At 64.4% G+C, this 20,733-nt stretch carries 28 protein-coding genes; 23 read left to right on the forward strand and 5 right to left on the reverse strand.

Features of this window, described 5'->3' with window-relative positions:
- Nucleotides 1–393 carry a response regulator gene (locus tag ACVILH_RS15925; RefSeq protein WP_434876481.1) on the reverse strand — a complete coding sequence of 131 codons (393 nt, stop codon included), beginning with the start codon at nt 391–393 and terminating at the stop codon, nt 1–3.
- A 451-nt stretch (nt 394–844) separates the two neighbouring features.
- Here ACVILH_RS15925 and nifH point away from each other — a divergent pair, with 451 nt between their 5' ends.
- The 10 genes from nifH to hspQ all read left to right on the forward strand — a co-directional run bounded on the left by nifH (nt 845) and on the right by hspQ (nt 9,949).
- On the forward strand, nt 845–1,732 hold the full coding sequence (gene nifH, locus ACVILH_RS15930) for a nitrogenase iron protein (RefSeq protein WP_006609655.1): 888 nt from the start codon (nt 845–847) through the stop codon (nt 1,730–1,732).
- Between the two features lie 76 nt (nt 1,733–1,808).
- Complete coding sequence (gene nifD / locus ACVILH_RS15935) at nt 1,809–3,311, forward strand: nitrogenase molybdenum-iron protein alpha chain (RefSeq protein ID WP_456713741.1); 1,503 nt, start codon at nt 1,809–1,811, stop codon at nt 3,309–3,311.
- An 83-nt stretch (nt 3,312–3,394) separates the two neighbouring features.
- Nucleotides 3,395–4,954 carry a nitrogenase molybdenum-iron protein subunit beta gene (nifK, locus tag ACVILH_RS15940; RefSeq protein ID WP_006609657.1) on the forward strand — a complete coding sequence of 520 codons (1,560 nt, stop codon included), beginning with the start codon at nt 3,395–3,397 and terminating at the stop codon, nt 4,952–4,954.
- 133 nt (nt 4,955–5,087) lie between these two features.
- Complete coding sequence (nifE, locus tag ACVILH_RS15945) at nt 5,088–6,764, forward strand: nitrogenase iron-molybdenum cofactor biosynthesis protein NifE (RefSeq protein ID WP_456713742.1); 1,677 nt, start codon at nt 5,088–5,090, stop codon at nt 6,762–6,764.
- Nucleotides 6,765–6,774: 10 nt separating this feature from the next.
- Nucleotides 6,775–8,172 (forward strand): nitrogenase iron-molybdenum cofactor biosynthesis protein NifN, encoded by a 1,398-nt coding sequence (nifN, locus tag ACVILH_RS15950; RefSeq protein ID WP_456713743.1) that lies wholly within the window; start codon nt 6,775–6,777, stop codon nt 8,170–8,172.
- A gap of 25 nt (nt 8,173–8,197) precedes the next feature.
- Entirely contained in the window at nt 8,198–8,593 is a 396-nt protein-coding gene (gene nifX, locus ACVILH_RS15955; RefSeq protein ID WP_172134705.1) for a nitrogen fixation protein NifX, read from the forward strand.
- A 10-nt stretch (nt 8,594–8,603) separates the two neighbouring features.
- Entirely contained in the window at nt 8,604–9,074 is a 471-nt protein-coding gene (locus tag ACVILH_RS15960; RefSeq protein WP_006609661.1) for a NifX-associated nitrogen fixation protein, read from the forward strand.
- Between the two features lie 17 nt (nt 9,075–9,091).
- A complete protein-coding gene (locus tag ACVILH_RS15965) occupies nt 9,092–9,292 on the forward strand; it encodes a CCE_0567 family metalloprotein (RefSeq protein WP_006609662.1) in 201 nt (66 codons plus the stop codon).
- Between the two features lie 23 nt (nt 9,293–9,315).
- Complete coding sequence (gene fdxB, locus ACVILH_RS15970; protein WP_008960273.1) at nt 9,316–9,603, forward strand: ferredoxin III, nif-specific; 288 nt, start codon at nt 9,316–9,318, stop codon at nt 9,601–9,603.
- Nucleotides 9,604–9,622: 19 nt separating this feature from the next.
- Entirely contained in the window at nt 9,623–9,949 is a 327-nt protein-coding gene (gene hspQ / locus ACVILH_RS15975) for a heat shock protein HspQ (protein ID WP_456713744.1), read from the forward strand.
- 175 nt (nt 9,950–10,124) lie between these two features.
- Here hspQ and ACVILH_RS15980 read toward each other — a convergent pair whose 3' ends face one another.
- The 3 genes from ACVILH_RS15980 to ACVILH_RS15990 are packed head-to-tail and all read right to left on the reverse strand — an operon-like array spanning nt 10,125 to nt 11,833.
- Entirely contained in the window at nt 10,125–10,442 is a 318-nt protein-coding gene (locus tag ACVILH_RS15980; RefSeq protein WP_456713745.1) for a hypothetical protein, read from the reverse strand.
- A 30-nt stretch (nt 10,443–10,472) separates the two neighbouring features.
- Complete coding sequence (locus ACVILH_RS15985; protein WP_456713746.1) at nt 10,473–11,324, reverse strand: sulfurtransferase; 852 nt, start codon at nt 11,322–11,324, stop codon at nt 10,473–10,475.
- A gap of 50 nt (nt 11,325–11,374) precedes the next feature.
- Entirely contained in the window at nt 11,375–11,833 is a 459-nt protein-coding gene (locus ACVILH_RS15990) for a hypothetical protein (protein WP_456713747.1), read from the reverse strand.
- Nucleotides 11,834–12,029: 196 nt separating this feature from the next.
- Between ACVILH_RS15990 and ACVILH_RS15995 the strand changes: the two genes are divergently transcribed.
- A complete protein-coding gene (locus ACVILH_RS15995; RefSeq protein WP_006609668.1) occupies nt 12,030–12,452 on the forward strand; it encodes a Rieske (2Fe-2S) protein in 423 nt (140 codons plus the stop codon).
- Nucleotides 12,453–12,518: 66 nt separating this feature from the next.
- On the opposite strand, the gene ACVILH_RS16000 is transcribed toward ACVILH_RS15995, so the two are convergent.
- On the reverse strand, nt 12,519–13,127 hold the full coding sequence (locus ACVILH_RS16000) for a hypothetical protein (protein WP_006609669.1): 609 nt from the start codon (nt 13,125–13,127) through the stop codon (nt 12,519–12,521).
- 326 nt (nt 13,128–13,453) lie between these two features.
- Here ACVILH_RS16000 and ACVILH_RS16005 point away from each other — a divergent pair, with 326 nt between their 5' ends.
- From ACVILH_RS16005 to ACVILH_RS16060, 12 genes are all read left to right on the forward strand, one after another.
- Entirely contained in the window at nt 13,454–13,774 is a 321-nt protein-coding gene (locus ACVILH_RS16005; RefSeq protein ID WP_008960276.1) for a HesB/IscA family protein, read from the forward strand.
- 45 nt (nt 13,775–13,819) lie between these two features.
- Nucleotides 13,820–14,110, forward strand: coding sequence for a NifU family protein (locus ACVILH_RS16010; RefSeq protein WP_456713748.1), 291 nt, complete (start codon nt 13,820–13,822; stop codon nt 14,108–14,110).
- Nucleotides 14,111–14,119: 9 nt separating this feature from the next.
- Nucleotides 14,120–15,334 (forward strand): cysteine desulfurase NifS, encoded by a 1,215-nt coding sequence (nifS, locus tag ACVILH_RS16015; RefSeq protein WP_456713749.1) that lies wholly within the window; start codon nt 14,120–14,122, stop codon nt 15,332–15,334.
- Nucleotides 15,331–15,552: a putative nitrogen fixation protein NifT gene (nifT, locus tag ACVILH_RS16020; RefSeq protein ID WP_012029022.1), complete on the forward strand. Its 222-nt coding sequence runs from the start codon at nt 15,331–15,333 to the stop codon at nt 15,550–15,552. The genes nifS and nifT overlap by 4 nt, the downstream gene beginning before the upstream one ends.
- Nucleotides 15,552–16,418, forward strand: coding sequence for an SIR2 family NAD-dependent protein deacylase (locus tag ACVILH_RS16025; protein WP_456713750.1), 867 nt, complete (start codon nt 15,552–15,554; stop codon nt 16,416–16,418). Before nifT ends, ACVILH_RS16025 begins: the two co-directional genes overlap by 1 nt.
- Nucleotides 16,419–16,678: 260 nt before the next feature.
- Nucleotides 16,679–18,241 (forward strand): nitrogenase cofactor biosynthesis protein NifB, encoded by a 1,563-nt coding sequence (nifB, locus tag ACVILH_RS16030; RefSeq protein WP_456713751.1) that lies wholly within the window; start codon nt 16,679–16,681, stop codon nt 18,239–18,241.
- A 55-nt stretch (nt 18,242–18,296) separates the two neighbouring features.
- Nucleotides 18,297–18,521 carry a YfhL family 4Fe-4S dicluster ferredoxin gene (locus ACVILH_RS16035; RefSeq protein ID WP_006609676.1) on the forward strand — a complete coding sequence of 75 codons (225 nt, stop codon included), beginning with the start codon at nt 18,297–18,299 and terminating at the stop codon, nt 18,519–18,521.
- A gap of 10 nt (nt 18,522–18,531) precedes the next feature.
- Nucleotides 18,532–18,861, forward strand: a complete 330-nt coding sequence (locus ACVILH_RS16040) for a HesB/IscA family protein (protein ID WP_456713752.1) — start codon at nt 18,532–18,534, stop codon at nt 18,859–18,861.
- A gap of 11 nt (nt 18,862–18,872) precedes the next feature.
- A complete protein-coding gene (locus ACVILH_RS16045) occupies nt 18,873–19,406 on the forward strand; it encodes a hypothetical protein (RefSeq protein WP_456713753.1) in 534 nt (177 codons plus the stop codon).
- Nucleotides 19,399–20,172: a 4Fe4S-binding leucine-rich repeat protein gene (locus ACVILH_RS16050; RefSeq protein WP_456713754.1), complete on the forward strand. Its 774-nt coding sequence runs from the start codon at nt 19,399–19,401 to the stop codon at nt 20,170–20,172. The genes ACVILH_RS16045 and ACVILH_RS16050 overlap by 8 nt, the downstream gene beginning before the upstream one ends.
- Nucleotides 20,169–20,492: a nitrogen fixation protein NifZ gene (locus ACVILH_RS16055; RefSeq protein ID WP_009032133.1), complete on the forward strand. Its 324-nt coding sequence runs from the start codon at nt 20,169–20,171 to the stop codon at nt 20,490–20,492. Before ACVILH_RS16050 ends, ACVILH_RS16055 begins: the two co-directional genes overlap by 4 nt.
- On the forward strand, nt 20,489–20,728 hold the full coding sequence (locus ACVILH_RS16060; RefSeq protein ID WP_012029017.1) for a nitrogen fixation protein NifZ: 240 nt from the start codon (nt 20,489–20,491) through the stop codon (nt 20,726–20,728). Before ACVILH_RS16055 ends, ACVILH_RS16060 begins: the two co-directional genes overlap by 4 nt.
- Nucleotides 20,729–20,733 lie beyond the last annotated feature (5 nt).

Genomic DNA, 20,733 nt, shown 5'->3' on the forward strand with positions numbered 1-20,733 from the left:
CTATGTCGCGAGGCTCGGCTCGGTGCCGCGGCGCGCCAGCACCGTGTCGACCGCATGCGTGACGCCGTCGAAGGTGATCGGCTTGGCAATGATCGCCTCGGCGCCCTGGCGCAGGCCTGCGAGCGCGAGCGGCGACTTGGTCGAGCCGGCGACGACGATGATGCCGGCCTGGTGAAGCTTGCGGGCGAGCATGCCGACGGTCTCGGCGCCGTCGTCCTCCAGGATGCTGCTGCCGACCAGCACCGCGTCCGGTGTTGCCCGCGCCGCCTTGCTCAGCGCGTCCGCGGTCTCCGCGAAGGTGAAGGTCTCGTGACGCTCGCTGAGGATATAGCCGAGCGCCGAGCGGATCACCTGATCGGATTCAATGACAAAGACGCACGTCCTGCTCGACATCGAAATACTCCTTTCGGCCCGTTCGTAGAGCGGGTTTGATCTACATCAAGCAAACTCCGTACCGCCGGCCTGAGCGGGCTTCATACATGCGCTGCGAGGGAGGATCGCTGCAGCGCTGCGTGGGGCCTGCGACGACATGTGTCGTTTCGGACAGCACGTCGTGGGAGCGTCGGGTGAAAAACCCGGATGTCGGGTTTGCAACAAGCTCATCCTAGCGTCGAGCTTGACCGCATCTCTTTCAAAACATGGCCTTTTTAACGATTCCAAAGCTCTGGCACATCAGTTGCAAAACTCTGGTCAGGCAAAGGTTGAGGGCTGAGTGCACGCCGACGCTTCGGACGAGCGATGCTCTCCTTCCCAATAACCCGTCTGCCGGTTCTGGAGAGAGGACGCAGGTCCCGGTCATGCAAGGCGCATGCGGGACATTGGAAATCGGTTGATGGAGAGCAGAATGTCATCACTTCGACAAATCGCATTCTACGGCAAAGGCGGCATCGGCAAATCGACGACGTCGCAGAACACCCTCGCAGCGCTCGCCGAGATGGGTCATCGAATCTTGATCGTCGGCTGCGACCCCAAGGCGGATTCGACCCGCCTGATCCTGCACGCCAAGGCGCAGGACACCATCCTGAGCCTGGCCGCCGCCGCCGGCAGCGTCGAGGATCTCGAGATCGAGGAGGTCATGAAGGTCGGCTATCGCGACATCCGTTGCGTCGAGTCCGGCGGTCCGGAGCCGGGCGTCGGCTGCGCCGGCCGCGGCGTCATCACCTCGATCAATTTCCTGGAAGAGAACGGCGCCTATGAGGACATCGACTACGTGTCCTACGACGTGCTGGGCGACGTGGTCTGCGGCGGCTTCGCGATGCCGATCCGCGAGAACAAGGCGCAGGAGATCTACATCGTGATGTCCGGCGAGATGATGGCGATGTATGCCGCCAACAACATCTCCAAGGGCATTCTGAAGTATGCGAACTCCGGCGGCGTGCGCCTGGGCGGCCTGGTCTGCAACGAGCGCCAGACCGACAAGGAGCTGGAGCTGGCTGAGGCTCTCGCCAAGAAGCTCGGCACCCAGCTGATCTACTTCGTGCCGCGCGACAACATCGTGCAGCACGCCGAGCTGCGCCGCATGACCGTGCTGGAGTATGCGCCGGAGTCGGTTCAGGCCAACCACTACCGCAACCTGGCGACCAAGATCCACGGCAATGCCGGCAAGGGCATCATCCCGACCCCGATCACGATGGACGAGCTCGAGGACATGCTGATGGAGCACGGCATCATGAAGGCCGTCGACGAGAGCCAGATCGGCAAGACGGCCGCCGAGCTCGCCGCCACGGCCTAAAGCGTCACCGGTCATCCGGCCCGTCACGTCGACGGGCCGGGCGATCTCCGCAACCGATCATCGAGGAACAAGCCAGATGAGCGTTATCGAGAAACAAAGCGTTGCCGAGATCAAGGCACGCAACAAGGAACTGATCGCCGAGGTCCTCAAGGTTTACCCTGAGAAGACCGCAAAGCGCCGCGCCAAGCATCTCAACGTCCACGAGTCCGGCAAGTCGGACTGTGGCGTCAAGTCGAACATCAAGTCGATCCCGGGCGTCATGACCATCCGTGGCTGCGCCTACGCCGGCTCGAAGGGCGTGGTCTGGGGTCCGATCAAGGACATGATCCACATCAGCCACGGCCCGGTCGGCTGCGGCCAATACTCCTGGGCCGCGCGCCGCAACTATTATATCGGCACGACCGGCATCGACACTTTCGTCACGATGCAGTTCACCTCCGACTTCCAGGAGAAGGACATCGTGTTCGGCGGCGACAAGAAGCTCGCCAAGATCATGGACGAGATCCAGGAGCTGTTCCCGCTGAACAACGGCATCACCGTGCAGTCGGAATGCCCGATCGGCCTGATCGGCGACGACATCGAGGCGGTGTCGAAGACGAAGTCCAAGGAGTATGACGGCAAGACCATCGTCCCCGTCCGCTGCGAAGGCTTCCGCGGTGTCTCGCAGTCGCTCGGCCACCACATCGCCAACGACGCGATCCGGGACTGGGTGTTCGACAAGCTGCCGGCCGACGCCGCGCCGCGCTTCGAGCCGTCGGATTACGACGTCGCGATCATCGGCGACTACAACATCGGCGGCGACGCCTGGTCCTCGCGCATCCTGCTCGAAGAGATGGGCCTGCGCGTGATCGCCCAGTGGTCGGGCGACGGCTCGCTCGCGGAGCTGGAGGCGACGCCGAAGGCGAAGCTGAACGTTCTGCACTGCTACCGCTCGATGAACTACATCTCGCGTCACATGGAAGAGAAGTACAATATTCCGTGGTGCGAGTACAACTTCTTCGGGCCGAGCAAGATCGCCGAATCGCTGCGCAAGATCGCCAGCTATTTCGACGACAAGATCAAGGAAGGTGCCGAGCGCGTCATCGCCAAGTACCAGCCCCTGATGGACGCCGTGATCGCCAAGTACCGGCCGCGCCTCGAAGGCAAGACCGTGATGCTGTTCGTCGGCGGCCTGCGTCCGCGCCACGTGATCGGCGCCTATGAGGACCTCGGCATGGAGGTCGTCGGCACCGGCTACGAGTTCGGCCACAATGACGACTATCAGCGCACCGCCCAGCACTACGTCAAGGACGGCACGCTGATCTATGACGACGTGACCGGCTACGAGTTCGAGAAGTTCGTCGAGAAGGTCCAGCCGGACCTGGTCGGCTCGGGCATCAAGGAAAAGTACGTGTTCCAGAAGATGGGCGTGCCGTTCCGCCAGATGCACTCCTGGGACTACTCGGGTCCCTACCATGGCTATGACGGGTTCGCGATCTTCGCCCGCGACATGGACATGGCGATCAACTCGCCGGTCTGGAAGATGACCAAGGCTCCCTGGAAGCAGGCTCCCAAGCCGCTGCTCCAGGCTGCCGAGTAACCACAACCACCCACGGCCTGGCTCTCCTTCGGCGGAGAGCCAGCGCTCCCTGATCGACACAGGAACATAGAGAGGGTTTTCCCATGACACAGTCTGCCGAACATGTGCTCGATCACTTCGAGCTTTTCCGTGGTCCCGAATACCAGCAGATGCTGGCCAACAAGAAGAAGATGTTCGAAAATCCGCGCGATCCCGCGGAAGTCGAGCGCATCCGCGAATGGGCCAAGACGCCCGAATATCGCGAGAAGAATTTCGCCCGCGAGGCGCTGACCGTCAATCCGGCCAAGGCCTGCCAGCCGCTCGGCGCCGTGTTCGTCGCCGTCGGCTTCGAGAAGACCCTGCCGTTCGTGCACGGTTCGCAGGGCTGCGTCGCCTATTATCGCAGCCATCTGTCGCGCCACTTCAAGGAGCCGAGCTCCTGCGTGTCGTCGTCGATGACCGAGGACGCAGCCGTGTTCGGCGGCCTCAACAACATGATCGACGGCCTCGCCAACGCCTACAACATGTACAAGCCGAAGATGATCGCGGTCTCGACCACCTGCATGGCGGAAGTCATCGGTGACGACCTCAACGCCTTCATCAAAACCTCGAAGGAAAAGGGCTCGGTTCCGGCCGAGTACGACGTTCCCTTCGCCCACACCCCGGCCTTCGTCGGCAGCCACGTCACCGGCTACGACAATGCGATGAAGGGCATTCTCGACCATTTCTGGGACGGCAAGGCCGGCACCGCGCCGAAGCTGGAGCGCGTTCCGAACGAGAAGATCAACTTCATCGGCGGCTTCGACGGCTACACCGTCGGCAACATCCGCGAGGTCAAGCACATCTTCGAGGAGATGGGGATCGAGTACACCATCCTCGGCGACAATTCGAACGTGTTCGACACGCCGACCGACGGCGAGTTCCGCATGTATGAGGGCGGCACGACCCTGGAAGACGCGGCCAACGCCGTTCACGCCAAGGCGACGATCTCGATGCAGCATTATTGCACCGAGAAGACGCTGCCCTTCATCGCCAACCACGGCCAGGAAGTGGTCTCGTTCCATCACCCGGTCGGCGTCTCCGGCACCGACGCCTTCGTGATGGCGCTGTCGCGCATCTCGGGCAAGGAGATCCCGGAATCGCTTTCTATCGAGCGCGGCCGCCTGGTCGACGCGATCGCCGACTCCAGCGCCCACATCCATGGCAAGAAGTTCGCGATCTATGGCGATCCGGACCTCTGCCTCGGCCTGGCTTCGTTCCTGCTGGAACTCGGCGCCGAGCCGACCCATGTGCTCGCCACCAACGGCAACAAGGAGTGGGCAGAGCGCGTGCAGGCGGTGTTCGATGCCTCGCCGTTTGGCAAGAACTGCCACGTGTATCCCGGCAAGGATCTCTGGCACATGCGCTCGCTGCTGTTCACCGAGCCGGTCGACTTCTTGATCGGCAACACCTACGGCAAGTACCTGGAGCGCGACACCGGCACGCCGCTGATCCGCATCGGCTTCCCGATCTTCGATCGCCACCACAAGCACCGTTATCCGGTGTGGGGCTATCAGGGCGGCCTGAACGTGCTGGTCACGATCCTCGACAAGATCTTCGACGAGATCGACCGCAACACCAACGTGCCGGCCAAGTCGGACTACAGCTTCGACATCATCCGCTAAGTCACGGCGCGCGGCGGTCCCCAAAGGGCCGCCGCGCTTCGCTCCGGACGATGCGGCTCGTGGGAAGGCAACGAATCCCTGAGCCGCTTCATCCCACCAAGACGCGCCGAAGGTCCGCCAACAGGAGAAGCCGATGAGCTCGCTGTCTGCCACGATCCAGAACGTCTTCAACGAGCCGGGTTGCGGCAAGAACGCCAACAAGTCCGAGGCCGAGCGCAAGAAGGGCTGCACCAAGCAGCTGCAGCCGGGCGGCGCGGCCGGTGGCTGCGCGTTCGACGGCGCCAAGGTCGCGCTGCAGCCGCTGACCGACGTCGCGCACCTCGTGCACGGGCCGATCGCCTGCGAAGGCAATTCCTGGGACAACCGCGGCGCGGCCTCGTCCGGCTCGCAGATCTGGCGCACCGGTTTCACCACCGACATCAACGAGACCGACGTCGTGTTCGGCGGCGAGAAGCGCCTGTACAAGGCGATCAAGGAAATCATCGAGAAATACGATCCGCCGGCGGTCTTCGTCTACCAGACCTGCGTGCCCGCCATGACCGGCGACGACATCAACGCGGTCTGCAAGGCGGCCTCGGCCAAGTTCGGCAAGCCCTGCATTCCCGTCAATTCGCCCGGCTTCGTCGGCCCTAAGAATCTTGGCAACAAGCTCGCCGGCGAGGCGCTGCTCGACCACGTCATCGGCACCGTCGAGCCGGAGGTGACGACGCCCTACGACCTCAACATCATCGGCGAATACAATCTCTCCGGCGAGCTCTGGCAGGTGAAGCCGCTGTTCGATGAGCTCGGTATCCGCATCTCCGCCTGTATCTCCGGCGACGGCCGCTACAAGGACGTCGCGTCGTCGCATCGCGCCCGCGCGGCAATGATGGTGTGCTCCAAGGCGATGATCAACGTCGCCCGCAAGATGGAGGAGCGCTACGGCATTCCGTTCTTCGAGGGCTCGTTCTACGGCATCCAGGACTCCTCGGACTCGCTGCGCGAGATCGCGCGCCTTCTGGTCGAGCGCGGCGCGCCGACGGATCTGCTGGACCGCACCGAGGCCGTGATCGCCCGCGAGGAGGCCAAGGCCTGGGCGGCGATCGAGCCGTTCAAGAAGCGGCTCACCGGCAAGAAGGTGCTGCTGATCACCGGCGGCGTGAAGTCGTGGTCGGTCGTGGCGGCGCTGCAGGAGGCCGGCATGGAGCTGGTCGGCACCTCCGTCAAGAAGTCCACCAAGGAGGACAAGGAGCGCATCAAGGAGCTGATGGGCCAGGACGCCCACATGATCGACGATATGGCGCCGCGAGAGATGTACAAGATGCTCAAGGACGCCAAGGCCGACATCATGCTGTCCGGCGGCAAGTCGCAGTTCGTGGCGCTGAAGGCCGCGATGCCCTGGCTCGACATCAACCAGGAGCGCTCGCACGCCTTCATGGGCTATATCGGCATGGTGAAGCTGGTCGCCGAGATCGACAAGGCGATCTACAACCCGATGTGGGAGCAGTTGCGCAAGCGGGCGCCCTGGGAGACGGCCAGCAACAACTGGCAGGCCAAGGCGATCGCGCAGGCCGATGCAGAAGCCGCGGCGCTCGCCGCCGATCCCGTCGCGGCCGAGGCCGCGCGCCGCGCCAAGAAGATCTGCCACTGCAAGTCGGTCGATCTCGGCACCATCGAGGATGCGATCAAGGCGCACGGCCTGACCGACGTCGTCGGCGTCCGCACCCACACCAACGCCTCGGGCGGTTGCGGCGCCTGCGCCGGCCGGGTCGAGGATATCCTGGCGGCGCAGAAGGCGTCGGCTGCGCCGCTCCTGCAGGCGGCGGAATAGGGCGGCGCTCATGGCCAAGGTCACCATCGGAAAGAAGGCCTGCGCGGTCAATCCGCTGAAGATGAGCCAGCCGATCGGCGGCTCGTTCGCCTTCCTCGGCCTGCGCGGCGCGATGCCGCTGCTGCACGGCTCGCAGGGCTGCACCTCGTTCGGCCTCACCCTGTTCGTGCGCCACTTCAAGGAAGCGGTGCCGATGCAGACGACGGCCATGAGCGAGGTCGCGACCGTGCTCGGCGGCTACGAGAACGTCGAGCAGGCGATCCTCAACATTCATAAGAAGCAGAAGCCGGAGATCATCGGCATCTGCTCGACCGGCGTCACCGAGACCAAGGGCGACGACGTCGACGGCTACATCAAGCTGATCCGCGAGAAGCATCCGGAGCTCGCGACCTATCCGCTGGTCTACGTCTCCACGCCCGACTTCAAGGACGCGTTCCAGGATGGCTGGGACAAGACGGTTGCCAAGATGGTCGAGGTGCTCGTCGACAAGCCGACCTCGACGCGACGCGATCCAGCGCGGGTCAACGTGCTGCCCGGCTGCCATCTGACACCCGGCGATATCGAGGAGCTCCGCACCATCTTCGAGGATTTCGGCCTGGAGCCGTCGTTCCTGCCGGATATCGGCGGCTCGCTCGACGGCCACATTCCCGATGAGTTCACGCCGACCACGATCGGCGGCATCGGTCTCGAAGAGATCGCGACCATGGGCAGTGCGTCCTGGACGATCGCGATCGGCGCGCAGATGAAGCGCGCGGCGGAGGCGATGCAGGCCAAGACCGGCGTGCCGTACCGGCTGTTCGAGCGGCTCTGCGGCCTGCTGCCGAACGACGAGTTCATGTCCTTCCTGAGCGAGATCTCGGGGCGTCCGGTGCCGGCGAAATATCGCCGCCAGCGCGGCCAGCTCGCGGATGCGATGCTGGATGCGCATTTCCATATCGGCGGCCGCAAGCTCGCGATCGGCGCCGAGCCGGATTTGCTGTTCGACGTCGCCAGCATGCTGCACGACATGGGCGCCGAGATCGCGGTCGCCGTCACCACCACGCAGTCGCCGGTGCTCGAGCGCATGCCGTGCGATGAAGTTCTGATCGGCGATCTCGAAGATCTGGAGACTCGCGCGAAGGAGCGTGACTGCGGTCTGATGATGACGCATTCGCACGGCCGCCAGGCGGCGGCGCGGCTCAAGATCCCGTTCTACCGGATCGGCTTCCCGATGTTCGACCGGCTGGGGGCAGGGCATCTGCTGACGGTCGGTTATCGCGGCACCCGCGACCTGGTGTTCGCGCTCGCCAATTTGATCATCGCCGACCGCGAGGACAATCATCAGCCGACGCCGGACACCTGGATCGATCCCTGGAAAGATTTCCAGCAGGTCTCGCCAGAGCCGGCCGTCGTGGCACCGCTGCATTGACGCGTCAGGAGAAAGGACCGACGACATGAAAGTCGCATTCGCTACCCAGGATCTGAAACGCGTCGATGCCCATTTCGGCTGGGCCAAGAACATCGCGATCTACGATCTCGATCCCGAAGGCTACCGCTTCGTCGAGACCGTCGAGTTCGACGGCGATCTCAAGGAAGACGGCAACGAGGACAAGCTGGCGCCGAAGATCGAGGCGATCAAGGATTGCGCGATCCTCTATGTCGCCGCGATCGGCGGCTCCGGCGCGGCGCGCGTGGTCGCCAACAACATCCACCCCATGAAGGTCACCCAGCCCGAGGACATCACCGATCTCCTCGGCAAGCTGCAGGCGGTGCTGAAGGGCACGCCGCCGCCGTGGCTGCGCAAGGCGCTGGCAAAGGGCCAGGAACGCGCGCTCGATTTCGAGGAATGAGGAAACGAACATGTCTGATACCGCAGTCGTAGAAGAAGTCGTCCCCGCCGAGCAGCGGCCCTTCGTCAAGGAGCTGATCAAGGTCTGGCGCGCCCAGGACACCCATGGGGCCTGGGAAGGCAAGAAGGATGTCGAGCTGCTCGAGCCCTACATCCTGGACAAGGAAAAGCGGCGCGCGCTGCCGATCATCGGCGATCCCGATCCGGAGACGATCTGGCGGCTCGAGCTGTTCTTCAACGCCATCGCGCTGTCGATCGAGAAGGCGACCGGCGTGATGATCTCGCCGATGCTGAAGATGAGCCATGAAGGCTTTGGCCGCATGGTGCTGATCGGCGGCCGGCTGATCGTGGTCAACAAGCAGCTGCGCGACGTACACCGCTTCGGTTTCGACAATCTCGGCAAGCTCGCCGACGAGGGCGACAAGTTCGTCAAGGCCGGCGTCGAGATGATCGAGAAGTTCAAGGACGTCGCGAATTACTGAACTGCGAGGATGAGACGATGAGCGACCTGGATACATTGAAGGCCGAGATCAAGAAGCTGTCGGCCCGCGCCATGGATGCCAAGATGAACCTGCACGATCTGTCGGAGGAGCTGCCCATCAATTGGGACCAGATCCTGCCGACCGCTCAGAAGGCGCATGAGGCATTCGCCGAGCTGGAGAAGAAGCGGGCCGAGCTGAAGAAGCTCGAGGCCGCATAAAGCCCGCACAAGGACCTGTCACCATGTCCAATTCAACCCGCGACGGCCGCGACTGGCGGCCGGACTATCTGGTCGCGATCGACGCGGCCAAGTGCATCGGCTGCGGCCGCTGCTACAAGGTGTGCGGCCGCGAGGTGATGACCCTGAAGGGTATCAACGACGAGGGCGAGTTCGTCGAGCTGGACGACGACGAGGATGACGAGGTCGAGAAGAAGATCATGGTCATGCACGACACCGGCGCCTGCATCGGCTGCGGCGCCTGCGCCCGTGTCTGCCCGACCAACTGCCAGACCCATTCGCCGGCGGCGTGATCCTATCGGGCGTGCGGCCATGCTGCGGATGGAAGCAAAGTTCACGATCGGCCAGGTGACCCGGCACCGCGTCTACGATCTGCGCGGCGTCGTGTTCGATGTCGACCTGTCGTTCTCCGAGGAGGAAGGCTGGCGCGCTATTACCATGGACACCCGCCTCGACAAGGAGCAGCCGTTCTACTATCTGCTCGCCGAATGCGGCGACAGCAGCTACATCGCCTATGTGCCCGAGCAGAACCTGGTGGCGGATGTCTCCGGAGAGCCGGTGAAACATCCCGATATCGGCGAGCTGTTCGATGTGGATGATGGCGGCGGCTATCACTACCGCGGGCGGATCTTTCAATAGTTTTGCAGTAGGGTGGGCAAAGGCGCCTGGGCGGTCTCTCGATAAAGAGCGCGGTCCTACGCGCCGTGCCCACCGTCTGTCCGCGCATGCGGAGCAACAATGGTGGGCACGCCTCGTTCGTCGCTTCGCGCCGCCCGCTGGCTTTGCCCACCCTACGATTCTAAATCGCAGGGACCTACTCGATCCCCTGTTCCCGGGCCTTCCACATCGCGGCGATCCGGAAGCGTTCGTTGATCGCGGCGGGGCTGGCCAGGATCTCGGACTGGGCGCCGGCGAAGGCGCCCTCGACGATTGCGGCTTCGTCCTTCGTCAGCGTGATCCGGCCGGCCATGTGGGTGGCGTCAGGCGCCGCCTCCCAGATCTTGCGGCGGTTCGGATGCAGCTTGACCTCGACCAGTTCGAACGCCTCGAGCTCGCCGTCGAGGCAGATGGCCAGCCCGATCACCTCGACCTTGCGGCCGTCCTGCGTGGTCTTGACCAGAGTCTTTGTCATGCGTGGGCTCCCGTCATTGAGGTCCTGAGGTCACGCCGCCGCCGGCGTGTCGTCGAGCTGGCTCCATTCCGCCCAGGCGCCGTCATGGACGGCGACAGTGGGGACGCCGAGCCGGTACAGCGCCAGCGCGAGCATGCAGGAGATGATGCCCGAGGCGCAGGTGGTGACGATCGGCTTCGCCAGATCGACGCCGGCGGCCGCGAAGCGCGCGACGAGCGCGTCGGGTGGCAGCAGCACGCCTGTGTCGGGATCGACCAGATCGGCCCAGGGCAGGTTGATGGCGCCGGGAATGTGGCCCTGGCGCTTGAAGCTGAAGACGTCTGCTTGCGTGCCGTCGAACTTGCCGGGGCCACGGGCGTCGACGAGCTGCGCGCCACTCTGGAGCGCGCCCTGCACCTGCGCCGAGGTCGCGACCAGCTCGGGCCGGAAGCTCGTTGTGAAGCTCGCCGGTTCTGGGCGGACCGGCGTCATCTCGGCCGGCTGCTTCTCCTTGGTCCATTTGCCGAAGCCGCCATCGAGCAGGGCGACATTGTCGTGGCCGAACACGCGGAACATCCACCACACGCGTCCCGCGGCCGAGCCACCATAATGGCGGTCATAGACGATGACGCGGTCGGCATTGCTGATGCCGAGCAGGCCGATCTTGTGGGCGAAGTCCTCCGCCGTCGGCAGCATGTGCGGCAGCGGATTGGACTTGTCGGCGACCTGGTCGATGTCGAAATGCACCGAGCCCGGCAGGTGCCGGCCGCGATATTGCGTGCGGCCGTCGAGATTGGTGCTCGGATGATGCCAGGTGCAATCGAGGATCTTGATGCCGGGATCGGCGAGGTGCTGCGCCAGCCATTCGGAGCTGACCAGGGCGTCGGAAGGATCTCTGCTCATGCATGCGCTCTCGATGAGGGGCCAACGGGACAGCTGACGCGGGACGCGCGTCAGAGCGTTTTCGGCATCGCGTAGCCCGGGCGCGGATGGCTGTCGTAATATTCGGGGCGTTCCGGCCAGCCGCCATCGGCGATGATCTTGAAGGTCGCGACCGTCACCGGCGCGCCGGGCGAGCAGGACACTTCCGTGAACTTGATCTCGCGCTCGCCGGGGCCCGCCGAGAAATCGGCAACGGTGGTGCCGTCGGCCTTGCGGGCCCGCGCGAAGCCGGGCGTGCCGACGGTTGCCGCGGGCACGGCGGCGGCGACGAAGTTCGGCTGCTCCAGGCCGTCGACCGCGGGGCCGAAAGCGGGCGAGGCGAAGGTGAAGGTCGCGAGCACGCCGCTGCGATCGACCGCCCTGTCGGCGGTGGTCGGACGCGCCACCGAGTAGACCGTCAGCGTGCCGCCGTCGAGCGCGGCCTTGATGTCGTCGAGTGAGCTTTCGACAAAGTCCAGTGTCACGTTCATGTCGATGTCCTTACAAAGGGCCGTTTGCAGGAGAAATTTTCAAGTTCTGTGCCAGTCTCTCGCAACAGCGGGAAAGGCAGGAGACGCGCGGAGTTGCGCGAATCTTGCAACGTGGACCGTCAGCGAGCCGACGGTCGCTCTCGCTGTGCGGAAAGCGGCAATGTCGGACATGCGCCAGACATCGATGAGGCCTGACATGACGACCGACGTCGCCTACGCCATCTGCAGCTTCAACGACATCCCGAGCCGCCGCGCCATGGGCTTCCAGCTCATGATCGTGGCAGAGGACGGCAGCCATCGCCCGTGGCCGATCTTCGTGATCCGCTGGGGCAAGCAGGTGTTCGGCTATCTGAACATGTGCCCGCACGACAAGGTGAACCTGGATTGGGAGCGCAACCAGTTCATGGACGGCAACGGCCTGCGCATCCTCTGCGGCAAGCACGGCTCGCTGTTCGAGATCGGCACCGGGATGTGCGTCGACGGCCCCTGCAAGGGCGAGAGCCTGACGCCAGTGGCGCTGTCGGTCATCGATGGCGACATCTGCGTGACCGGCGTGACGCTGGTCGAGGATGACGAGGACGATGAGGAAGAGACCGGCCTGCAATGCGAGGAAGGCTGAGATCTCAAGACGAAGTCCCGGCGCGAGGGCCGGGACTTCAACTTGCGAGTGAAGTAGAAGCGGCGCTCAAACCGGCCGATTCTCGTTGCGGTTCTTGACCGGCTCCATCTTGGCCAGCGCGTCGGCATAGGCAATGACCTCGTAGCTCTCGCTGAATTTCACCGCGGCGTCGAGCACGTAGTCGAGCTTGCCGGCGGTGTCCAGCTTCTTGATGTCGTTCTTGTCGATCGACAGGAGGTCCATCATCTCCTTCCAGACCGTCGATTCATCGCAGGGCAGGACGTAGAACGTCACATCGCCCATCTTGATGCGGTATTTCGCCAGCAGGTCGATGTTGTTGCAGAACATGAAGTAGCTGCCGTCCGGCTTCAGGAGGCCTTTCAGCACCTCCACAGCCGTCTCGAGATAGGCGAGCGAGTGGATGTAGCCGACCAGCACCGGGATGGTGGGCTCGCCGTCGTTGACGATCGTCAGCACCTGCTCGATCGAGAAATCCGGCGGGCGCTTCTCGTCGGCGACCTGGGTCTGGAATTTCAACGCGATATCGCCGCGGAAGCCGAACCGTCCGGGCTTGGTGGTCGGCGCCTTCAGCACGGCGTTCAGCAGCCGTCCCTCCTTGTCGAGTTGCGCGAGCGCGGTGGTCTCGATCGCAACCGTCTTCTCCAATGTCGTCATCAGCAAATCCCCTCGCATGTCCTTCATGAGCCGTTCGCCGCACGGCGCGGTCAAAAGGGCGGTGATGCAAGTTGTCTGCCGATGTGTGTTGCGCGTTGATTTGCCAGGAATTTTTGCCCGTCGGGCCGGCCAATTGTCGGATTTGCGCCGCGACATCGCGGCGTCACGGGCGCGACACGGCGCGAACTGCGCCTGTCGCAAAGCCGACACGCGTCGGAAACGCCACAGCGACATCGCGAAAAGCCGTTTTCTTTCAGGCGATTGTTGCATGGCACGAGACTTGCCAATTCCGTTCGCAACAGCCGAATGGGAAAGGCCAGACGATGATGATCAACCTGACCGACAGCGCCATCAATGCGGTGCGCAACGCGATCACGACCTCCGACAAGCCGGTCGACGGCCTCCGGATCATGGTCGAAGCCGGCGGCTGCGCCGGGCTCAAATACAATATGGGCCTCGTCAGCGGCAGCGAGCCGGAGGACACGGTGATCGAGCGCGAGGGCGTGCGCGTGCTCGTCGATCACAAGAGCCTCGAATATCTCGAGGGCACGACGATCGATTTCGTCGTCGCGCTGGAAGGCTCCGGCTTCACCTTCGAGAACCCCAACGCCAAGTCGAGCTGCGGCTGCGGCAAATCCTTCGCCTGAACCGTCGTTCGCTTGATCCCTTCAACATCTGAAAGAGCTGATATCATGCTGGTCGAATCCCAGGGCGTCGTCGAAGCGCCGGCTCAGATGAGCGAACGCGAGCGGATCATTCGGGCCGTGATCGAGGAGGTCCGTCCGAACCTCAAGCGCGACGGCGGCGATTGCGAGCTCGTCGAGATCGACGGCAACAAGATCATGGTCAAGCTCGCCGGCGCCTGCATCTTCTGCAAGCTTGCCAGCGCGACCCTGGAAGGCATCCAGGCCCGCATGATCGAGAAGCTCGGCGAGTTCGTTCGTCTCGTTCCAGTGGCCGGCGCAGCCAAGGCGCGGCATTAAGGAGCGGCCTTGCGCCCGGTGTACCTCGACAACAACGCCACGACGCGCGTCGACCCCGAGGTCGTCGCGGCGATGTTGCCGTTCTTCACGGAGCAGTTCGGCAACGCCTCGTCCTCGCATGCCTTCGGCAGCGAGGTCGCGGGCGCCGTCCGCCAGGCGCGCAAGAGCCTGCAGGCGCTGCTCGGCGCCGCCTTCGATCACGAGATCGTCTATACTTCCGGCGGGACGGAATCCGACAATACCGCGATCCTGTCGGCACTGGAGACGCAGGAGGGTCGCAACGAGATCGTCACCACGGCGGTCGAGCATCCCGCGATCCTGACGCTGGTCGAGCATCTCCGCGACAAGCGTGGAGTGACGGTGCACCTGATCGGCGTCGATGCGGCCGGTCGGCTCGATCTCGAGGCCTACAAGCGCGCGCTCGGACCGCGCACCGCGATCGCCTCGGTGATGTGGGCCAACAACGAGACCGGCACGCTGAATCCTATTCCGGAGCTTGCAAAGCTCGCGCATGACGCGGGCGCGCTGTTTCACACCGATGCCGTACAGGCCGTCGGCAAGATCGCGATCGATCTGAAGGCTGCCGGCGTCGACATGCTGTCGCTGTCCGGACACAAGCTGCACGGACCGAAGGGTATCGGTGCGCTCTACGTCAGGAAGGGCACGCCATTCGCGCCGCTGGTGCGCGGGGGCCCGCAGGAGCGCCGCCGGCGCGGTGGCACCGAGAACGTGCCCGCCATCATCGGCCTCGGCAAGGCGGCCGAGCTCGCCGCAAAGCATCTCGCCGACGAGCAGGGCCGGGTGCGCGCGCTGCGCGACCGGTTGGAGCAGGGCATCCTTCAGGGCATCGGCCATTGCGCCGTGCTCGGCGATCCCGAGCGGCGGCTGCCGAACACCGCGAACATCGCGTTCCAGCATCTCGAAGGCGAGCCGATCGTGATGCGGCTCAACCAGGCCGGCATCGCCGCGTCGTTGGGCTCTGCCTGCGCCTCCGGCTCGATGGAGCCGTCGCATGTGCTCAGGGTGATGAGCGTTCCGCCGGATCTGCTGCGCGGTGCCGTCCGCTTCTCGCTGTCGCGCGACACCACGGACGATGACGTCACGCGGGTGCTCGCCGTGCTGCCCGACATCGTCGGCCGTCTCCGCGAGACCTCGCCCGCCTGGCTGCAACATCATCCGTCACACGCGGCGGACGCCCTTCGTCCCACGGAGCTCACGCAATGAAAGTCATGATCCGTCGCTCGCCGGAAACCGGCCTCTCCATCTACGTCCCCAAGAAGGATTTGGAGGAGCCGATCGTCGAGACCGAGCACGAGACCCTGTGGGGCGGCTGGATCCGCATCGCCAATGGCTGGGTGCTCGAGCTGCCGCAGATGGCCGCCGATACGCGGCTGCCAATTACGATCAATGCGCGCAAGCGCGGTGGAGAAGGGGACGAGTGATGAATGCGCCGCTTCCTCATATCGACATCATCAAGCAGGCCGACGCCGAGGCGCTGCTGAATGATGTCGTCGCCAAGCTCAAGGCTGGCAAGATCGTTCCGTTCCTTGGTCCGGCCGTGTCGGAGCAGTCCGGCGCTGCCGTGCCGATGAATCCGGAAGCCCTCGCGGCATTCTTCGGCACCAAGGTGGCGTTGCCGCGCCGGGCCAAGGGCAACGCCTGGGCCTCGGCGCAGCACATCGAAAGCACGCGTCATCGCTCCACGGTCACGGCGCTGATGGCGGAAGCCTTCGCCGCGCCTGTCGCGCCGACGCCATTGCAGCAGCATCTGGCGTCGCTGCCGCTGCCGATGATCGTCGAAAGCTGGTATGACGGCGCGATGCGGACGGCCCTGGCTGGCCGCAGCGATTGGGGCGAGGTGCAGGGTATCACCCGCGCCCATATCGGCGAGGACCGCTGGTATCGCTTCTATGGCGCGGATGGCGGCGAGAGCGACCGTGAGAAGGCCAATGGCTGGACGACGCTGCTGTACAAGCCGCATGGCGGCATCACGCCGGCCAAGAACTTCCTGATCACCGATGCCGACTATGTCGAGGTCCTGACCGACATCGACATCCAGACGCCGATTCCGGACACCGTGAAGGATCGCCGCACCGATCGCGGCTTCCTGTTCATCGGCTGCCGCTTCAACGATCAGCTGCTGCGCACCTATGGCCGCCAGGTCATCAAGCGCTCGGGCAGCGAGCACTACGTCCTGGTCGAGCCGGATACGCTGTCGAAGAACGAGCTGAAATTCTTCATCGCGGAGCGGCTGATTCCGATCGCGATCCCGCTCGCCCGCGCCACCGAGATCATCATCGGCGGCTGAGCCCGATCCGTCGCACTCACGAACAGCGCGGCCGCAAGCCGCGCTGTTTTGCTGTGCGTCCGCGCGTCGGTTCGAGTCTGTAACGTTTCTAACAACGCATCAAACGAGAGGCTTTCGCATGTTGGCAAGGCGACAGCCGCAATGATCTTGCTAACGCGTTGATAGTCTGAAGAAATGATCTTGTCCGTGGCGTGGCACGCGAGTTGCTGAACTCCTTGCCAAGGCGGTTTGCGGCTCGCCAGCAACGTTAAGGAGCGGACATGGACGCGTCAGTGCAGCACGAACAGGCGACGATACCGGACAGCGACAAGCTGAGCTCGGTGATGCAGACCATCGCAGAACACAAGGGTTGCGGCACCTCGGGCGGCAGCGGCAAGGCGAGCTGCGGCTCGGGCGCCGGCGAGAACGACCTCCCGCCGGAGATCTGGGAGAAGGTGAAGAACCATCCCTGCTACAGCGAGGAGGCGCATCACCACTACGCGCGCATGCATGTCGCCGTGGCGCCCGCCTGCAACATCCAGTGCAATTACTGTAACCGCAAATATGACTGCGCCAACGAGTCGCGTCCGGGCGTCGTCAGTGAGAAGCTCTCGCCGGAGCAGGCCGCCAAGAAGGTGCTCGCGGTCGCCTCGACCATTCCGCAGATGACCGTGCTCGGCATCGCCGGCCCCGGCGATCCGCTCGCCAATCCCGAGAAGACCTTCAAGACGTTCGAGCTGATCGCGCGCACCGCGCCCGACATCAAGCTTTGCCTGTCGACCAACGGCCTGGCGCTGCCCGACCATGTCGACACCATCGCCGGCTTCAACGTCGACCACGTCACGATCACCATCAACATGGTCGATCCCGAGATCGGCGCCAAGATCTATCCCTGGGTGTTCTGGAAGCACAAGCGCTACACCGGCGTCGAAGCCGCCAAGCTGCTCACCGACCGCCAGCTGCAGGGCCTGGAGATGCTGACCGAGCGCGGCATCCTCTGCAAGGTCAACTCGGTGATGATCCCTGGCGTCAACGACAAGCACCTCGTCGAGGTCAACAAGGCGGTGAAGTCGCGCGGTGCCTTCCTGCACAACATCATGCCGCTGATCTCCTCGCCCGAGCACGGCACCGTGTTCGGCCTGACCGGTCAGCGTGGCCCGACCGCGCAGGAGCTGAAGGCGCTGCAGGACGAGTGCGAAGGCGAGATGAACATGATGCGGCACTGCCGCCAATGCCGCGCCGACGCCGTCGGCCTGCTCGGCGAGGACCGCTCGGCTGAGTTCACCACCGACAAGATCATGGCGATGGAAGTGAACTACGACATCGACAGCCGCAAGGCCTATCAGGAGGCGGTCGAGAGCGAGCGTGTCGCCAAGGTCGTCGCGCGCCAGGAGGAGCTTGCCTCGCTCGCCGGCCAGTCCAGCGACATCAAGCTGCTGGTCGCGGTCGCGACCAAGGGCTCGGGCCTGATCAACGAGCATTTCGGCCACGCCAAGGAGTTCCAGGTCTACGAGCTCTCCACTGGTGGTGCGAAGTTCGTCGGTCACCGCCGCGTCGACCTGTACTGCCAGGGCGGCTATGGCGACGAGGACAGCCTGGAGACCGTGATCCGCGCGATCAACGACTGCCACGCGGTGTTCGTGGCCAAGATCGGCGGCTGCCCGAAGAGCGACCTGCAGGCTGCCGGCATCGAGCCGGTCGACCAGTTCGCCCATGAGTTCATCGAGAAGTCGGCGATCGCCTGGTTCAAGAGCTACCTGGACAAGGTCAACAGCGGCGAGATCCAGCACGTGGTGCGCGGTGACGCCGAGATCCGCCAGGGCGCGCTGACCTCGGCGGCGTGACATCCGATCCCGGCGGCGTCGCGGCGCCGCCGGTCCCTTTCGACAGGAGCGTTTCATGACTTTGAAGATCATTGCCTCGCAATGCACGAGCTGCTCGGCCTGCGAGCCCGAATGCCCGAACGTGGCGATCTCTGAGAAGAACGGCACCTTCGTGATCGACCCCAAGAAGTGCACCGAGTGCATCGGCCATTTCGACGAGCCGCAATGCGCTGCGGTCTGTCCGGTCGACAACACCTGCGTCATCGACAATTCGTTCCCGCGCTATCAGCCGCCGGCCTGAGGAGAGCCAGATGAACTTTACGCTCACGCCAGCCGCGCAGAAATTCATGCGCATGATGCTGCGGGCCGACGGCGCCGCCGGGGCCGGCTTCCGTCTCGCGGTGTCGCCGGGCGGATGCTCGGGTCTCGCCGCCGACATCAGCGTTCTCGCCACGCCGCAGGCCGGCGACGCCGTGGTCGAGCGCGACGGCGTCAAGCTGTTCCTGCCGGCCGAGAGCCGGCTGCTGCTCGACGGCGTCACGATCGACTTCGCGGATACAGCGACGCAGACCGGCCTCGTGTTCCATGATCCGAAGCAGGTGTCGTGCTCCAGCCATGCTTTGAAGGCGCTGCAGGACTAGGACAGCAGACCATGCCGACCGATGCCCGGCCCAGCTCCCAGACTGCCATCGAGGACGCGCTGCTTGCGGACGCGCTGCTGGGTGGCGGGCTGCCGGAGGAGGCCGAGCATCATCTTTGGCTCGCTGGCCAGAGCTACCATGTCGATGAGGTCGCGGAGACGCATCTGAAGCAGGCCGAGGCGCTGGCGCCGGATCATGCGGCGGTCCTGATCGGCTTCTATCGTTTCTACTTCTACAAGGGGCGGCTGAACGATGCGCTGCGCATCGCCAAGCGCTGTCTCGCCAAGGCCGCGGTCGAAAATCATCTGCCGCCGCATTGGCGCGACGTCCGGCCGGAGCATGCCGAGTTCGGCAGCTTCGACCACATGCTGCCGCGCTTCTTCATGTTCACCTTGAAGGGCTACGCCTACCTGCAGATGCGGCTCGGCAATCTCGTCGAGGGGCGGCTCGCGGTGCAGAAGCTGCTCGACCTCGACCCCACCGACAAGATCGGAGCGCGCGTGCTGCTCGAGGTCGTCGACCGGGTGGAGCTCGACGATGAGTGACGACATCGACGAAGCCATCGACTGGCAGGGCCACGAGATCACCTGTCACGGCTGCGCCCACGAACAGCTGAGCGCGGCCGGCGGCTGCAAGCTGCGCCACGCCTGCGTGCACGACCGCTATGCGCGGCGCATCGACCGCTTCTTCAACTGGAATCCGGCGCTCGCCAACGACTACGTCAAGCACCCGCATTTCGAGGTGCGCGCGATCGCGGCCAAGCATGCCAGTCCGTTCTATCTGCCGCCGCTGCTCGACGATCCCGAGGAGACGGTACGCTGGAATGCGGCGCGGCGGCTGCCGAAGCGGCTGGTGCTGCGGCTGCGTCACGACCCGCATCGCGAGGTCCGCATCCGCATCGCCACCGTGCTCGATCCCGAAGACCTCATGCCGATGATGATGGACGACGATTATTACGTCCGCCTGGTCGTCGCGCGCCGGATCGTCCCCTCCGTGCTCGGCCGCATGATGGGCGATCCCGAGGCCGAGGTCCGCCGTGTCGTCGCGCGGCGCATTCCGAGCGACTGGCTGCTCGGCATGATCAGCGATCCCGATGCGCGTGTCAGGCTGGAGATTGCCGAGCGCCTGGCACCGGATCTGCTGACGGCGATGCGCAGGGATGCCGATTGGCGCGTGCGCCATGAGGTCGCGAGCCGCATTCCGCTCGCTGACATCGCCGAGCTCGCGCGCGACGAGGATCCGCTGGTGCAGGAGATGGCGCGCGGCCGGCTCGACAACCGTTCGGGAGCTGCGATGGAGAAACCGGCATGAGCAACATCGTTCGTGACAGCGAGGTCGTCGAGCTGTCGGCGCCGCCATACTTCACGTTCGGCGAGAAGGTGAAGGCGAAGCGCACCATCCGCAACGACGGCACCTATGCGGGCAAGGAGATCGGCGAGATCCTCGCGAAGAAGGGCGAGATCGGCTACGTCGTCTCGATCGGCACCTTCCTGCAGCAATTCTACATCTACGGCGTCGAGTTTCTCGAAAGCGGAAACCGCGTCGGCATGAAACGCAAGGAGCTCGAATCCACCGTTCCCCGCGGGGAGGCCGAGGACGAGCTGCCGCTGCCGGGAGCGTACAGGTCATGATCGAACCGCGGATGCCGAAATACCAATGGGGCCAGCGCGTCAAGGCGCTGATCGACCTCGTCAATGACGGCTCGTTCCCGAATGCGCCGGCCGAAGCCAAGCTGGTCGGCATCGGCGACATGGGCGAGATCGTGCAGGTCGGCACCCATACCGAAGCGAACATGCCGATCTACCTCGTCGAATTCGGCGAGCAGCTTGTCGTCGGGTGTCTCGAGGAGGAGATCGTCCCGGTCTGAGGGCG

It is taken from the genome of Bradyrhizobium sp. USDA 4353 (assembly GCF_054063215.1).